Origin of the sequence: Paenibacillus polymyxa (genome assembly GCF_018614975.1) — a bacterium.
Classification (GTDB): Bacteria; Bacillota; Bacilli; order Paenibacillales; family Paenibacillaceae; genus Paenibacillus; species Paenibacillus polymyxa_E.
This window is the reverse complement of sequence record NZ_JAGGNR010000057.1, coordinates 41,683-56,936: the sequence shown is the minus strand read 5'-3', so window position 1 is coordinate 56,936 and position 15,254 is coordinate 41,683. Positions and strand designations below refer to the sequence as shown.

The following is a 15,254-nucleotide window of genomic DNA, read 5'->3' as shown; positions in this document are numbered from 1 at the left end:
GTGAGGAAGGAGCCGCAGGAGCGAGTTTGTCCTCCGATTTCAACCGCCAGGAGCGGTGGGGAAAGAAATCGGAGACAAGAGAGCACCAAGGCCCTGCCACCCCCGAACGTCCGCTTTGTATGACAAAGCTGGTCTGTTAAGGTGCGCGCTAACACAGATAGACACTCAAGATTTATCTGTGCTGGCCTATGTCTGAGGCCAATCATGCTCTAAATACGGGGAGAGTCGACCCTGCGTAGCGGTCGACCCCATAAAACCGAGCCAACTAAAAGGCTCGAAGTGAGGTTGTAACCCAGCGAGCGCGGTAAGAGCGAGCTGCCGCTCCAAGGGTGCACAAGCAGTGAGGGGGAGGAAGGAGCAGCAGGAGCGAGTTTGGCATCCGATTTCAACCGCAGAGAGCGGTAGGGAAAAGAAATCGGAGGACAAGAGAGCACCAAGGCCCTGCCACCCCCCGAACGTCCGCTGTGCACCACCCCAAAAGGGTTTTCGCTTTTTTCGCAATTGGGTTACATTCCCCAACTTCGAGCCAAACAACATTTGAAAGGGGAGCATTCCCATGACAGATTCTATTACATTTACTAATCCCATTCTGGAGCAGCGAGCTGATCCATGGGTGTACCGTCATACTGACGGTTACTATTATTTCTCCGCTTCCGTGCCCGCCTTTGATCGGATTGAGATCCGGCGAGCAGAGACGTTGGAAGAGTTAAGAGATGCTGAGCCCGTAACGGCTTGGACGAAGCGTGACACGGGGCCGATGAGTGCAAACATCTGGGCACCGGAGATTCATTTTATCGATGGAAAATGGTACATACATTACGCTGCGGCTCACACCAGTGAGACCAACGAAGGCCTGTTCGATCACCGGATGTATGTTCTGGAGAACGATTCCGCGAATCCACTCGAAGGAGAGTGGGTAGAAAAGGGCCAGATACACACACGGTGGGAATCATTCGCGCTGGATGCAACAACCTTTGAACATAAGGGAATCCGCTATCTGGTCTGGGCACAGAAAGATCCCGATATTGTAGGCAACTCGAACCTGTACATTGCCGAGATGGAAAACCCGTGGACGCTACGCGGCGAACAGGTCATGATCTCTACACCAGAGTACGATTGGGAAATCATCGGCTTTAAGGTGAATGAAGGCCCTGCCGTGATGCATCGCAATGGACGGTTATTTATCGGCTACTCGGCAAGCGCGACCGATTACAATTATTGTATGGGTCTGCTCACCGCAGATGAAGATGACAACCTGCTTGATCCGGCGAGTTGGGTGAAGTCACCCAAGCCGGTGTTCCAGACCTGTGAAGCGAACGGACAATACGGTCCAGGCCATAACAGCTTTACGGTATCACCGGATGGCAAGACCGATATTCTGATTTATCATGCGCGTAATTACAAAGACATCGAGGGTGATCCCTTGTATGATCCGAACCGTCACGCCCGTGCTCAAGTGATTCATTGGCGTGAAGATGGCACACCTGATTTCGGTGTTCCGGCACCGGATGGCAGCGCAGTAGCTGAAGCAAAATAAGAGGTCGTGAAACCTTTCATACGAGAGCCCTTAGTTAGCGAGTGATGCTGATTAAGGGCTCTTCTGTATGTGAGCGATAAGATAGAGCGGTCTGAACATATGTGTCCTGGACACAAAACAAAGCAACCACAACGATGATTTCTGCGTATGAGAAAGATACAGATTACGATGCAGAACCTGTTAGGAGGATCACATATGGATTCACGGGAGACGTTGGACAAGGAACTTGAACAGATTTTGAAATGGGAGAAACAACAGAAAGACTTGTTTATTTGGGATAAAATCGGGCGTTTGCCCTTTGCGATGTTGGATAAAGTGATGCCTAAAGCGCTGAAACAGAAGATCGGAGATTCCCTGAACGACGTGGGTCAGTATGTGCAGAATGGAGGCAAGTTCCTCGTACAGAAGAAAAAAGTAGCCAGGCTGCTGCAAGAGGAAGCTGAGAAGTCCGGTTATTCCATGATGGATACGACCGATCGTCTGGAGCAGGATGCTGAAGCGGAGGGGACAGCGAAGGTTCATAGTGTAGAGAATCTGCCACTTCAGGTGCTGGACCAGGTGGCTGATAACATTACTGAGAGTCGAACGAAGTTTGCCGCGGCTCAGGGAGCAGCTACAGGGTTTGGTGGCATTGTAACCATTGCAGCAGATATTCCCATGGTGATGGGGCTTTCTCTGAAAGTACTGCAGGAGATGGCACTATGTTACGGCTATGATCCGGATGAACCGCTGGAGCGCATCTTTATTGTCAAATGTCTGCAATTCTCTTCCGCAGATATTGTAGGTAAGAAAGCGATTATCGAAGAACTGGCCGCATACGATGATCCGGACAAGCCCATTGAAGTGGTATCGCAGATGCAGGGGTGGCGGGAAGTGTTTAACTCCTACAGTGAATCTTTCGGCTGGAAGAAGCTGTTCCAACTCGTGCCGATTGCCGGCATGGTGTTTGGTTCGGTGAGCAACAAAAATACAATTCGAGATGTAGCTGAAGCAGGAAAAATGTTGTACAAAAAACGGCTGATCCTTCAGCGTTTGAAGTAATATTACAGAAGAAGTAATATTAGAGAAGAAAATTTATATTGAAAGAGATGAAGTTGATATGTTAAACAAACAGGGTTTCTATGATCTTTTGGATCGCAATAATATCGTTTACGAGAGTATTGAACATCCCGCAGTATATACGATGGAAGAAATATTCTCTTATCAAATTCCACATACAGAACGTATCGTTAAAAATCTGTTTCTGCGTGATGACAAGAAACGCAACTATTATCTGGTGACGATTGCTGGGACGAAGTCAGTTGATTTGAGAAGTTTAAGCGAAAAGATACCTAGCCGCAAATTAAGTTTTGCCAGTGAAAAGGATTTGTTGGAATTGCTCGGATTGGAAAAGGGCCATGTAAATCCAATGGGGGTTTTCAATAATATACAGAAAAACGTGACCGTAGTTTTTGACAAGGATTTAGTTGGTCAGAAAATCGGAATTCATCCCATGGAAAATACGGCGACGGTATTCCTTGGATTTGAAGATGTGAAGGAACTGATTACAGCTCATGGCAGCAGCGTTATCATGTGTGACGTTGAATAATACGTTTGAAGCTAAATACGAGAAAAACATATATAACAAAAAGGTTCCTGCTGTTCTGTATATACAGAGATGGCTGGAACCTTTTTGTTGTGGTTCAACTTTTTATTCAGGCTGCAAATGTAGGTTACTCTTCACTACCGTTTTCTTTGGCCCAGATATTCAGTAATTTGTCGGATGGAAGCAGGAACGTGAAGATCCCGAGCAATGGCAGGAAGCTGCACATCTGCATCACAGGTGATACTCCGAAAACGTCAATCCAGTTGCCCAGCACGAGTGCGCCCAGGCCTCCCATACCAAATGCCAGACCAGTAATTAGACCGGAAACTGTTCCGATTTTGCCCGGAATCAGCATTTGTGCATATACCACTGTAACTGAGAAGCTGGATAACATGATAAAACCAATAATGGTTAGTAGTACGCCTGTCCAGAACAGGTTCGCATAGGGCAGCAACAGAGCCAGCGGAGCAGCTCCAGCCATGGACAGGAAAATCAGATTACGTTTGCCGAATCGATCCGCAAGAGGTCCTCCGAAGAACGTGCCCAGTGCTCCGGCAGCCAGGAACAAGAAGATATAGATCTGCGCGTCCTCTGTGGACAATCCAAAAGTATCTTTCAGATTAAATGCATAAAAGCTGCCGATGGAAGCGATATACCATGAACGGACAAAGACAAGTAAGATTAATATCGTAATGGCGGCAGTAATCTTTTTACGCAAAGCAGGATTGGGTGCACGACGAGCAGCAGCCTGTCTACGCAGGTATCCTCCCGATTGCAACATGCGTCCATACCAACGGGCAATGTAGATCTGAACTGCAATCCCCATGGCAGCAATGCCTGTAAATCCAATGGCACCGAACAGTCCAAACGGGATGAAGATCCAGCGTGTAAGCAATGGGGCAAGGGATTGCCCAGCGTTACCACCAACCTGGAAGATGGACTGTGCCAGTCCACGGCGTTGACCAGCAGCCATATGGGATACCCGCGAACCTTCCGGATGGAAAGCTGCAGAACCCAGACCGACAAAGATAACCGAGATCAGGACAGCCATATAACTGTCGGCGAAGGCCAACAGCAACATGCCGGTAAATGTAAAACCCATACCGATGGGCAGAATGGACGGCGTCGGTTTTTTATCAGCAAACCAGCCTACGACAGGCTGCATAATGGATGCGGTAAAGTTAATAGCAAATGAGATCCATCCGATCTGAGTATACGTGAGATGCATAGAATCTTTCAAAATCGGAAAAATGGCGGGAATGACCGACTGGATCGAATCATTGAACAGATGAACCAAACTGATGGCAATGAGTATCCGGTAAACGGTGCTTTGGGCATCCAATCCGGGTGGGTTTTTCGAACGCACTGTGGCGTCCTTGGTTAATGAGGTTTGTGTAGACATGTACAATTCTCCTTTGGTCGCGGTCACGAGGGATCAGCGCCTGATGTTGTATTCTATGCGTGTAAGCATATTGTTACATAATAGGATAGATTGATTGGACCGACAAGGGGAACAAGGGAAAACTTGATGAATTGAACTCTATTTCTGAGGTGTTTGTTTCTAACATTACATTTACAAAAGAAACGTATTACTTTAGCATCTACTGTAAGAAGACCCATATTTATGTGTAAGAAGGATAGAGGAGGGATGGATATGAAATCCTTATCACCTTATGAATCCGCCAAACGTGAGTTGGTGATGACTATTTTGTATATGGCTGTAATAACGTTTCAGGCTATCTATGTAGCAACGAAATCTCTATCTGCTGCTATCGTCATATTTGCCATTTTTCAATCGATTGGTGTGCTTATGTTGAGACATTACGTCAAAAAAGTCAAAGAACTAAAGAATGATCAATCTACTTGAATGCACTGCGATCCCACTGCAACGAGACACTGAGTTTCTAAAGGTTTATACTAAAAAGCCGAACTTCTTAAGCTATATAAACTGAATTAATCATTTACACGATAACGGAGAGGACAGAAAAAACCTGAAAAAGCGAAGCGTTCGCCTAAAAGCTTTCTGAAAGAAAGCTGCATCGGAAGCATACGCCATCCCCGGATTTTCCCCTTAAGAAAAGGGAATGGAAAAAAATCTGGGGATAACAGCGATTGAAAGGTTGTTCTGTCATCGTAGTGTCAGTGTAAATAATCTTTAGTTCAACTTATATAGAAGAGTTCGGCTTTTGGCTCAGTTTAACGATTATCAATCGTCTCCGGATACATATCATGATTCATCATACGGTGGTCGGCCATTTGCTCGTACTTTGTTCCCGGCTTACCATAGTTCGTATACGGGTCAATGGAAATGCCGCCGCGCGGTGTGAATTTGCCCCATACTTCGATGTAGCGGGGGTCCATCAGCTTGATCAGGTCGTTCATGATAATATTCACACAATCCTCGTGGAAATCACCGTGGTTGCGGAAGCTGAACAGGTACAGCTTGAGTGATTTACTTTCGACCATTTTCACATCCGGAATATAACTGATATAGATTGTTGCAAAGTCCGGCTGACCCGTAATCGGGCACAGGCTGGTGAACTCCGGGCAGTTGAATTTCACAAAATAATCACGGTATGGATGCTTGTTATCGAAGTTCTCCAAGATCCCAGGATCATATTCAAACGTATATTTTACGTTCTGGTTGCCCAGCAACGTCACATCTTGCATCTCATCAGGTTGTCTCATCGGTTATTAAACGCTCCTTGTTTCCGTCAAAGCCCGAAGCCTCGCGGTATATATGAATAGGCAATTTCGCCTGTTAAATTCTCTTGTTTTCTGAGGACATTTCGTCCTCATCCTTACATTATGCCGCCCATTCCACCCATACTGTCCATCAAACGCCGCGTTTGTTGCCCCATACCAACGTATGAAGCTGTGGAAGCACACGAACATTGTTAAGCTCATCGGAAGCACTGACTTGGTCAATCAGCCACTCATAACGAGCAAGCAGCGAGGACGCTAAATCTGGCGTATCCGCGGAAGTCACATCCGGGTTCCCGGTTTGTAAAAATAAATCCGTGCCCGGATACCGTGCATGCACACGGCGGGCATAGTCCAAGTCTGTCTCATCGAAGATCACGATCTTCAGACTGTGACTTCGTTCTACCGGGCCAGCGGCGAGCCGTTCGATCAGATCATCCAGCACGGCCCAATCCGTGTCCATGCCGGAGCTGGGTGGCTTGGGCGAGACGGTGACTTCGTCAATGTCCGCCAGCCAAGGCTGCCAGCGGGAGCCCTGCGTCTCCACCGCGGTGCGGATGCCATTCTCCCGCAGCAGCGCAACCAACCCGCCCAGCGAAGCGAGCAGGGCGGGATTACCGCCGGAGATCGTGACATGGGAGAAACGCGTGCCGCCCACGCGGCGCAATTCTGCCCATACATCCTCCGGCGTAATCATCCGAATCTGGTCCTTGCCACTGCCGTCCCAGGTAAAGGCCGAGTCGCACCAGGAGCAGCGATAATCGCAGCCCGCGGTACGAACAAACATCGTTTTTTGTCCGATGACCATGCCTTCGCCTTGAACCGTCGGACCAAAAATCTCCATCACAGGGATACGAGCCTCTTTGCGAGATCCCGTCTCATTCACCTGCTGCTTCGCAATTGATGCATCGGATGAAGCTTTGACTTTGCGGCCGTCGTTACTTGACGAGGCAAGCTTCTGGTGTGTCACACTACTCATCAATCATCCACTCCCGTCTCGCTTCCGCGTAACTGGTGGGTGTCTCGAAGAGTCGGACAAACTCCGTCTGCCCACCATCGGTCAGCCCGGCATAGGGTTCCGTCTGGAGCGCATGTTCCATCTGTTCGAACAGCCAAACGACCATATTTTCAGCCGTTGTATTCATTAAAGGCAGTGTTTCGTTGAGGTACTGATGATCCAGATAACCTTCAATCTGAGTTTTCCATATATCCTTGATATGTCCAAAATCAACCGTCAGTCCGGTCTCACCCGGATAACCGCTGATGCCAAAGATCACTTTATACGTGTGACCGTGCAGGTTCTTGCACTTGCCTTCGTAACAATGCAGGTGATGTGCAGCGTCAAAGGTAAATTCTTTGCTTACAAGCACACGCTTGCGGTGATAGCGCAGCTGGGTGGGGAGAATATCTTCTCCGATGCGTTGCAGATGCTCTACAATACGGAATGTTCCCGGCTCTCTCATCGTACATCCACTCCCGCCGATTCAGCAGCAGAACGTTGCTGTACATAACGATCCAGTCCGGCTTTGCGCAGTTTGCAAGCAGGGCATTCTCCGCATCCATCGCCGATCACGCCGTTATAACAGGTCAGGGTACGCTCGCGGATATAATCAAAAGCACCGAGATCATCAGCCATCTTCCACGTTTGGGCTTTGTCCAGCCACATGAGCGGGGTATGAATGACAAATGGATAGTCCATCGACAGGTTAAGCGTCACATTCATCGATTTCACAAATGAATCCCGGCAATCCGGGTATCCGCTGAAATCCGTCTCACATACACCTGTAACCAGGTGACGTGCTCCTTTTTGCTTTGCCATAATGGCCGCAAAACTGAGGAACAGCAGATTCCGTCCATCTACAAATGTACTCGGCAGTTCGCCTTCTTCATGTGTAATCTCCACATCCGTGCGAGTGAGGGCATTGGGTGCAAGCTGATTTAACAGGCTCATATCGAGTACCGTTTGCTGTACGCCCAGATCACGTGCGATCTCCGCTGCACATTCAATCTCCAGCTTGTGGCGCTGACCGTAATCAAATGTAACAACCTCGACTTCGGCAAACTGTTGTTTGGCCCAGAACAGACACGTGGTGCTATCCTGACCGCCGCTGAATACAACGACTGCTTTTTCTTCGTTCAACATAAAAAAACCTCTCCATCTTCTTAAGATCAAACTATGCACATAGGCATAGCGTGTCGGAAGAACAGAGAAGTTCATGAACTGGCATCCATCAAAAAACACACCTTCTCGATAACCGTTTCAAAAAAGCAGGCAAGAGTAAGTGTCCTTAGTTTTTTACGTACATGATTGCATGGTGACCACAACGTGTACGCAAGACTTATACTGACCATTACATGGTCAGTATAAGTCTTATAGAGGGAGTTCGCGAACCTCTCCCATGCCGTAGGGCGTGTCTCAAAACTCGCTGACTTCGGAGTTCTCAGACACGTCCTAGGGCATGGATTTTCTTCTTCAATTGTCTGAACCATTATAACATGAAACCGCGTGGTGACCACCCCACTGGAGCATAGTGGCAACTAATCGGTCGGCTCCATCAACTAACAGCTTATTTGATCAATACATTGCCAAAAGGGATCACTTCTTTCAGAATTCGTTTGAACAGTCCCTCATCGTTAAGATCCTGTTCCAAGCGGTGGTTCTCACGTCCAGCCTGAAAGAGTACCGATCCATGTCCTGTCATCTTCCAATGATAATTCATATGCTGACTGGCAAGGTTGTTACCATATACGGTGAGTTCCAGATGTGCATTTTCGGGATAAGCAATGATGCTGCCGGCATCCACGTACAGCGGTGCTGTTGGGTGTAATTCCTGTTGGCAGACCTGACCTTGAGTGAGCAATCCGATTTTGCCTTTGCCGGAAAATTTCATTTTCACTGCATCACGGGTGATCAGCATGTTTTTGATTTTCTGAATTTTGGTATGCATGGTTACACCATCAGAGTAGAAGAACAGGTGGCGGAAGTCATAGAGCAGATCACTGTCCTCCGTGAGCTCCACTTCCTTCATCGTGAATCCGGGAGGCAGGGCGGCCACAAATTGGCAAGGTCCGGTAATTTCGGATTTAATCAGCTTTTTTTTGCGATATATGCCCGTGATATTCATGAATTTATCATTGCGACTCCCACTTGGACCGCGGAAGGCCACAATTTGCTGCGGATGCAAAATATGAAGGCGGTCATCTTTGATCAGCGAGAATGTGACGACTTGTCCAGCTCCGCCTGCTTCAGCATTGTTCAGGTGTATGTTCATGCAGTTGCTCCTGTTCTTTTATACTCGGCCGGAACGGCGACGCATTCCCCAGCGCATCACACGAATCAGAACAAAGTAACCCAATATGAGAGAAACGACAGTGATGATCATCGTCTGAATTCGTTTGGTGGCAGCTGCTTTGGCATTCTGGTCGTCCTGTAACTTACTTACCATTTCAGTGAGTTTCTGGTTCTGAGCCAGCAGTTGTTCGTTCTGGGTCTTAAATGCTTCGACATTGGCCTGGGCTTGTCCCAACTGAGCGGACGTTTGATTTAATTGCTCCATCGTTTGTTTATAACTTTCCTGCAGAGCGCTCACTTCTCCGGGCAGTTCGGAGACTCGCTCCCATCCGCTGTATATATCCGTAAAAATATTGGCACTGGCTGCACTTACTGTCGAAGCGATCGAAACGGTAAATAGAATGCATGTGGTGAATAACACTCGAATGAAATAACCCTGAATGGATTTTGGCATCGTTAACACCTCTTTTTTTCGGTTAGATAGATCAATCGCCGAATTCGTCGTCTATTGTTGAAATACGGCTCTTACATTATACGTCAAAACCGGGACGATGGGTTCAAGATGATATCGTTTTATTACCCGAAATATTTAAAAATTATTTAAGAACAGAGCTGTTTAGCATATAAATCTGTGGGGTAATAGAACGATAGGCAAGCACACCGGACCGTTTTAACAGATCTTTTACTTCAGCTCCGGGTGCATGCTATTCACAAATACGCAATTTAATGAACGATACCAATATATCCGATTGAATATAAGATCGTGAACATGAAGGAGTAGAAACATATGTACACAACAGATCAGAACACATCAACCAAAACGATCATGATCACTGTTAATGGAGAGCCAGTAGGGCGTAAGCTGGTCATTGACAGTGTCACCTATGCACCGGTAAACGAAGCAGATGGCGCACAACATTTACACAAAATGGGAATCGGTCGTCCTACTGTTTAATTTGGGACTTGTCATAGAGAAGTGATTGAAAAGCTTGGCATAGCGCCAGGCTTTTTCGTCGTTTATTGTCGTATTGAGACGGATTAAGGGATATAAAACTAATATATTGGAAAAATTTAATGAGAACATGTGTTCCGTGACAATATAGTGTCCATTCACCCTGATAACTTAGAAGATAATACATATAAATCGGGGGAGAGACTACCAGTGAACTCAGTCTTTGAAGTATCTTATTCGTGGAATAAAGAGGCCATACCGACAGGGGGAGCCGACCCCGTATATATGATGGTAGAGTGGCGTAACGGTGCCCCTGCCAAAAGACTTAGGAAAATAGCACCCAAAATTGTATCAAGAGATTTGGAACTTTTGCTCAAACCGGAATATGGAGTACAGCTAAAAGGCATCTATGGATGTCGTTCCAAAGAAACGGATATTGGCTGGTTATTGAGGCTTGGGGATATGTACAAGGGAGAGAGTAAACAAATTTTGCTTGAATTCGTCATGGGACCCCGTGCATCAGGAAAAGCTGCCGTATGTTCAGCCTACTGGAGCACAAGGAAGTTGAAGCAAAGTCAACGTGTATTGTTACGAAGAGAACAGTTGTATATTCAGTACACCAGTCATCTGGGCATGTTGCGACAGCCGGAAGATCCCAAGGTGGAGAAGACGATTAAATTAAGTGAAACCGTGCCCCTGATCAAACAAGCCCTGCGCGCCTACGAAAGAGGTCGGGTTCAGGAGGGAAGTAATATGTTGCGTCGCCATGCTGATGCATTGTTAATTGAAGCTGCGCGGAAGCGAGATCTGGACTATTACGCGGAAGCCGAGATCGTTGAAAAGCTGCGTTATCACTACGGGATCACCTTTACAACAGGATATCATGATCGTGAAAAAAAGATATTAGGGGAATAGGGTTGATTTCAGAAAATAACGGTATAGAGAGAGTCTACATATTTGAAGGTGAAGTTTAGGAGAAGGTCGAATGTATGTATCAATATCATATTAAACAATGGATGGAGTTGTATCAAATTTATTGAAACAACATCGTGGAGGGTCCGGCAAAATGACAGACCGACTAATCCGATTAATGCGCATTATCACGCTAGTGCAAGCCAAGCCGGGCATTCTGGCACGTGAGCTTGCCCAGCGATGCGAGACAACGGAAAGGACGATATATCGCGACATGGAGGCCCTCAGTGCAATGCATATCCCGATTGCCAATATGGGACACGGACAAGGGTACATGTTTATCAGCCATTTTGCCATGTATCCGCTAAACTGGTCTGATGAAGAAGCCCAAGCTTTCATGCATCTTGCTGAAGTTATGGAGAATATTCGTCCTTTGCTGAAACCTGCTTTTGAGAGCGCTTATGAGAAAGTGGTTGCTTCGAGTCAGAAAAACAAAACAGAACGAGTGGAATGGTCGGAGCAAATTAGTGGATTATTCAAAGCGGGATTGCCCGCATGGCAAAATGAAAACAACGATTCACAGAATCAATCCCTGATTGCCCTGCTTCAGGCTGGCATTTCACAGAACACCATTGAAGGGGAATATCTGTCTCAAGGTAAAAAAGGGATCGTACGCATAGACCCTTACTGTCTTATCCCTCGTGAATACAGATTTGAGCTGTTAGGGTATTGTCACCTGTCGGAGAAACTTCGAATATTTCAGATGAGCCGGCTGCAAAAGATACGGATATTGCCACGCACGTTTCGCAAAGAGGAATATCTGATACAATCGCACTTCCGCATTCCTTGGGCATACGAGGGAAATACGGAGTGGACTGCGTTCAAAATTCGATTTGCACCCCATGCTGTAGAGCGTGTGACGCAGGAGCAATTCTTTATAAGCCCCATCTTAACCATAGAACCGGAAGGCAGTCTGTTATTTGAAGCCATATTAAGTGATGTTGAGGAGATTCTCATATGGGTGTCTAAATATGGACCTGATGCGGAAATCCTCGAACCGGAGATCTGCCGCATCAAGATGAAAGAACGCCTGAATGATTGGCAACAAATGTACAATAAAAGTTGAGATAAGCATGCAATCTAAATCAAGAACAAAGATGCTCAAACACCCATAAGTACTGTGCTGTGGACGGTTACTCTTTGGTTTTGAAAAGGCTTGCCAGATTGCCAAATGGTGATTCTTTCTCTTCATCTTCTGTGGAGCTGGAATAGACAACCTTGGATGTAATGCCCTCATCATCGGCTGCACAGTTGTTTTCCAGAGTGAATCGGTCAAATTGATGCATAAACACCTTGGCTGTATTGATGGCATCATCCAAGGCACGGTGCTGGGTACCATCGAATTCAATGCCGCAAATTTCAAGAGCCTGAGCGAGTCCGAGTTGACGGAATTTACCTTCTTTGCGAACGGTGCGGGACCATTGTTGCTGGAGATCGTTATGATTGGTGATCCAGGCCACATCAAGTTGATGGGTGCGACAATGAGAGATCAGTTTGCTGCGGTCATCGGGTCCCCAGGAACACATGTAATAGGGGTCACTTCCCATCCAGGCGATGAATTGATTCAGTGCTGCCGGAAAAAGAGGGGCTGCATCAATATCTTTCTGCGTGATACCTGTAAACTGAATCGTGTCAGTGGACAGAACAGACTTATTGGAAGGACGAACATACGTATGGAACGTATCCGTTACGACCAATCCATCCGCACTTTCCGTAACTTTGACGGCACCGATATCAATAATTTCAGAAGAATAGCGAGTATTGCGGCTTACCGTGAATTCAAGATCATATATAATATATGGCATAGGACAAGCTCCTTTATCAATTCATACCAAGGGTATATTCTATTTCTCTATATTACAGGGAACGCGCTGTCGTGTCAGCCATCGTTGTGAAATTCATTGTACTGTATGTAACTCGGTGTGGTTGACAATTTCTTGTAAATGAACTAATGTGATCAAAAATGATAACAGCGTTATAACGAGGACATGATTGTGCAAGCCAGCTTCAACAGAGAGGGAACAGTGTGGTGCAAGGTTCCTGTAGCTGCTTCATAATTCCTACCTCGCGAGCTGCGGAAGAGAATGCCCATCCAGGGTTGCAACCTCCGCCGGCCAGGGCCCGTTATGCCCCGTAGGACTGCATGTCACAGATCGCATAGGTTGCGAACGGATTAATTTGCAGTTAAATAAGGGTGGTACCACGACACATTCGTCCCTTGACGGATGTGTCTTTTTGCTGTTTATACGCCGTATTTTGATAACAAAAAGGAAGATTGGAGTGTGTCCAGATGCGTCAAAGTGAAATGCTTGTTCCAACATTACGTGAAGCGCCAGCGGAGGCAGATGCTGCGGGACATCGCTGGTTATTACGTTCCGGCATGATTCGCCAACTGGCAGCAGGGATCTACAGTTACCTGCCTCTCGGAAGGCGTATCTTGTTAAACGTTGAACGGATCGTTCGAGAAGAGATGGACCGTGCAGGGTGTCAGGAAGTATTGCTGCCAATTATGCAGCCAGCCGAACTGTGGGAAGAGTCCGGAAGGTACACACAATATGGTCCTGAATTAATGCGTCTGAAGGATCGTCATGCACGGGAATTTGCTCTTGGACCAACACATGAAGAAGTTGTAACTGCGTTAGCGCGGGATGAGGTGAACTCGTATCGTAAGCTGCCATTCACTCTGTATCAGATCGGAACCAAGTTCCGGGATGAACGCCGTCCTCGATTTGGATTGCTGCGCGGTCGTGAATTTATCATGAAAGATGCGTACTCCTTTGCTTCGGATTGGGAAGAGCTTGATCGGACCTATCAGGCGATGAATACAGCTTATAGTCGCATTCTGAAGCGTTGTGGTCTGGACTATATCCGTGTTGAGGCTGACGCAGGAACGATTGGTGGTCAAGGAGAAACACACGAGTTCATGGCTCTAGCTGATGTAGGTGAGGACACAATTGTAACCTGCAAACATTGTGGATATGCTGCGAATCTGGAGAAAGCGGGTTATCAGATTTCGGGAGATATTGAGAAAAAAGAAGGAAGCTTGGAAGTTCCAGCCGTCTCCGCGAGTGCAGACTCCGCGCTTCAAACGGATCAACATTCAGGAGCGGAAAACGTAGTACGCATCTCGACACCAGGCGTTCGTACGATTGCAGAGTTAAGCACTTTTGTGGGTAAAGGTGCTGAACATATGATCAAAACACTGCTTTATCTGGCAGACGATCAGCTCGTCGCTGCCCTTGTACGTGGAGATCATGAACTGAATGACATCGCATTTAAGAAGGTGTTGGGTGCAGAGGAACTGACCCTTGCAGACGATGCAGCCATTGCGGCACATCCAAATCTCAAGGTAGGTTTTCTGGGTCCGATTGGACTAAATCTGCCGATGGTGGTGGACGCTGACGTGGCAGTGATGAAGAGTGCAATGACAGGAGCCAATGAAATGGATGTGCATGTTTCCGGCGTACGCCCAGGCATTGATTTTGCATTGGAGCGAGTAGAACGAATCCGCTTTGCTGCGGAAGGGGATGCTTGTCCAACATGTGCATCACCACTTGGTTTTACCAAAGGTATTGAGGTTGGCCATATTTTCAAATTGGGGACGAAATATAGTGATGCCATGGGCGCTTCATTCCTGGATCGTAATGGTCGGCAGTGCGCGCCAGTCATGGGGTGTTACGGTATTGGCGTATCCCGTCTGATGGCCGCTATAGCTGAGCAGTATGCAGGAGATGATGGCATAAGATGGCCTGCTGCTGTGGCGCCATATGATGTGCATCTGATTCCGGTTAGCTGGAAGGATGAGCAGCAGCGTCAGCTCACCCTCGAACTGGAGCAACAATTGATCGATGGCGGTTACACGGTATTGGTTGATGATCGGGATGAACGTCCGGGTGTGAAATTCAAGGATGCGGAGCTGATCGGATTGCCTGTGCAGATCGTTGTTGGCCGAGGAGCTGCAGAAGGGCAGGTCGAACTGGGATCACACGCACTTGCAGCATCAGGTGAATCGAAACGAATTGCTTTGACGGCACAGGAGGCTGTGCTTTATGTGAAGGAACAGCTCACTTCCTAAATTCAGGGATTGGCTGAATATATGAGTTCATATAATAGTACCGAATATGATGCGGTAGATGATTTTGATTGCTGAAATTCCAATGTGAGCATGAAAAAGAGGGCTATAGGCATGCAATTTGGTAGGATTTTATGAGTG

16 protein-coding genes are annotated in these 15,254 nt (G+C 47.1%); 8 read left to right on the top strand and 8 right to left on the bottom strand.

Features of this window, described 5'->3' with window-relative positions; all coding sequences use genetic code 11:
• Positions 1 to 556: 556 nt before the first annotated feature.
• The 3 genes from J7E78_RS28235 (at position 557) to J7E78_RS28225 (ending at position 3,125) form a co-directional block, all read left to right on the top strand.
• Entirely contained in the window at positions 557 to 1,537 is a 981-nt protein-coding gene (locus tag J7E78_RS28235; RefSeq protein WP_215080049.1) for a glycoside hydrolase family 43 protein, read from the top strand.
• A 195-nt stretch (positions 1,538 to 1,732) separates the two neighbouring features.
• A complete protein-coding gene (locus J7E78_RS28230; protein ID WP_215080047.1) occupies positions 1,733 to 2,578 on the top strand; it encodes an EcsC family protein in 846 nt (281 codons plus the stop codon).
• 58 nt (positions 2,579 to 2,636) lie between these two features.
• Positions 2,637 to 3,125: a YbaK/EbsC family protein gene (locus J7E78_RS28225; RefSeq protein WP_215080044.1), complete on the top strand. Its 489-nt coding sequence runs from the start codon at positions 2,637 to 2,639 to the stop codon at positions 3,123 to 3,125.
• 124 nt (positions 3,126 to 3,249) lie between these two features.
• On the opposite strand, the gene J7E78_RS28220 is transcribed toward J7E78_RS28225, so the two are convergent.
• Entirely contained in the window at positions 3,250 to 4,524 is a 1,275-nt protein-coding gene (locus tag J7E78_RS28220; RefSeq protein ID WP_215080042.1) for an MFS transporter, read from the bottom strand.
• A gap of 252 nt (positions 4,525 to 4,776) precedes the next feature.
• Between J7E78_RS28220 and J7E78_RS28215 the strand changes: the two genes are divergently transcribed.
• Complete coding sequence (locus J7E78_RS28215; protein WP_215080040.1) at positions 4,777 to 4,989, top strand: hypothetical protein; 213 nt, start codon at positions 4,777 to 4,779, stop codon at positions 4,987 to 4,989.
• Positions 4,990 to 5,318: 329 nt separating this feature from the next.
• Here the strand turns inward: J7E78_RS28215 and queF are convergent, their stop codons facing one another.
• From queF to J7E78_RS28185, 6 genes are all read right to left on the bottom strand, one after another.
• Positions 5,319 to 5,810 carry a preQ(1) synthase gene (gene queF, locus J7E78_RS28210; protein ID WP_036668798.1) on the bottom strand — a complete coding sequence of 164 codons (492 nt, stop codon included), beginning with the start codon at positions 5,808 to 5,810 and terminating at the stop codon, positions 5,319 to 5,321.
• A gap of 148 nt (positions 5,811 to 5,958) precedes the next feature.
• Entirely contained in the window at positions 5,959 to 6,669 is a 711-nt protein-coding gene (gene queE, locus J7E78_RS28205) for a 7-carboxy-7-deazaguanine synthase QueE (RefSeq protein ID WP_215080083.1), read from the bottom strand.
• 127 nt (positions 6,670 to 6,796) lie between these two features.
• Positions 6,797 to 7,288, bottom strand: coding sequence for a 6-carboxytetrahydropterin synthase QueD (gene queD, locus J7E78_RS28200; protein ID WP_215080038.1), 492 nt, complete (start codon positions 7,286 to 7,288; stop codon positions 6,797 to 6,799).
• A complete protein-coding gene (gene queC, locus J7E78_RS28195) occupies positions 7,285 to 7,965 on the bottom strand; it encodes a 7-cyano-7-deazaguanine synthase QueC (RefSeq protein ID WP_215080081.1) in 681 nt (226 codons plus the stop codon). Before queC ends, queD begins: the two co-directional genes overlap by 4 nt.
• Positions 7,966 to 8,392: 427 nt before the next feature.
• A complete protein-coding gene (locus J7E78_RS28190; RefSeq protein ID WP_036668803.1) occupies positions 8,393 to 9,097 on the bottom strand; it encodes an AIM24 family protein in 705 nt (234 codons plus the stop codon).
• An 18-nt stretch (positions 9,098 to 9,115) separates the two neighbouring features.
• Positions 9,116 to 9,571 (bottom strand): hypothetical protein, encoded by a 456-nt coding sequence (locus J7E78_RS28185; RefSeq protein WP_215080036.1) that lies wholly within the window; start codon positions 9,569 to 9,571, stop codon positions 9,116 to 9,118.
• Between the two features lie 333 nt (positions 9,572 to 9,904).
• On the opposite strand from J7E78_RS28185, the gene J7E78_RS28180 reads away from it, so the two are divergent.
• From J7E78_RS28180 to J7E78_RS28170, 3 genes are all read left to right on the top strand, one after another.
• Entirely contained in the window at positions 9,905 to 10,072 is a 168-nt protein-coding gene (locus J7E78_RS28180; protein ID WP_215080034.1) for a hypothetical protein, read from the top strand.
• Between the two features lie 207 nt (positions 10,073 to 10,279).
• On the top strand, positions 10,280 to 10,984 hold the full coding sequence (locus J7E78_RS28175) for a hypothetical protein (protein WP_215080033.1): 705 nt from the start codon (positions 10,280 to 10,282) through the stop codon (positions 10,982 to 10,984).
• 151 nt (positions 10,985 to 11,135) lie between these two features.
• Entirely contained in the window at positions 11,136 to 12,107 is a 972-nt protein-coding gene (locus tag J7E78_RS28170) for a helix-turn-helix transcriptional regulator (RefSeq protein WP_215080031.1), read from the top strand.
• 67 nt (positions 12,108 to 12,174) lie between these two features.
• Here the strand turns inward: J7E78_RS28170 and J7E78_RS28165 are convergent, their stop codons facing one another.
• Positions 12,175 to 12,846, bottom strand: a complete 672-nt coding sequence (locus tag J7E78_RS28165; RefSeq protein ID WP_017690193.1) for a 3'-5' exonuclease — start codon at positions 12,844 to 12,846, stop codon at positions 12,175 to 12,177.
• A gap of 485 nt (positions 12,847 to 13,331) precedes the next feature.
• Between J7E78_RS28165 and J7E78_RS28160 the strand changes: the two genes are divergently transcribed.
• Entirely contained in the window at positions 13,332 to 15,116 is a 1,785-nt protein-coding gene (locus J7E78_RS28160; protein WP_215080029.1) for a proline--tRNA ligase, read from the top strand.
• Positions 15,117 to 15,254: the final 138 nt, after the last annotated feature.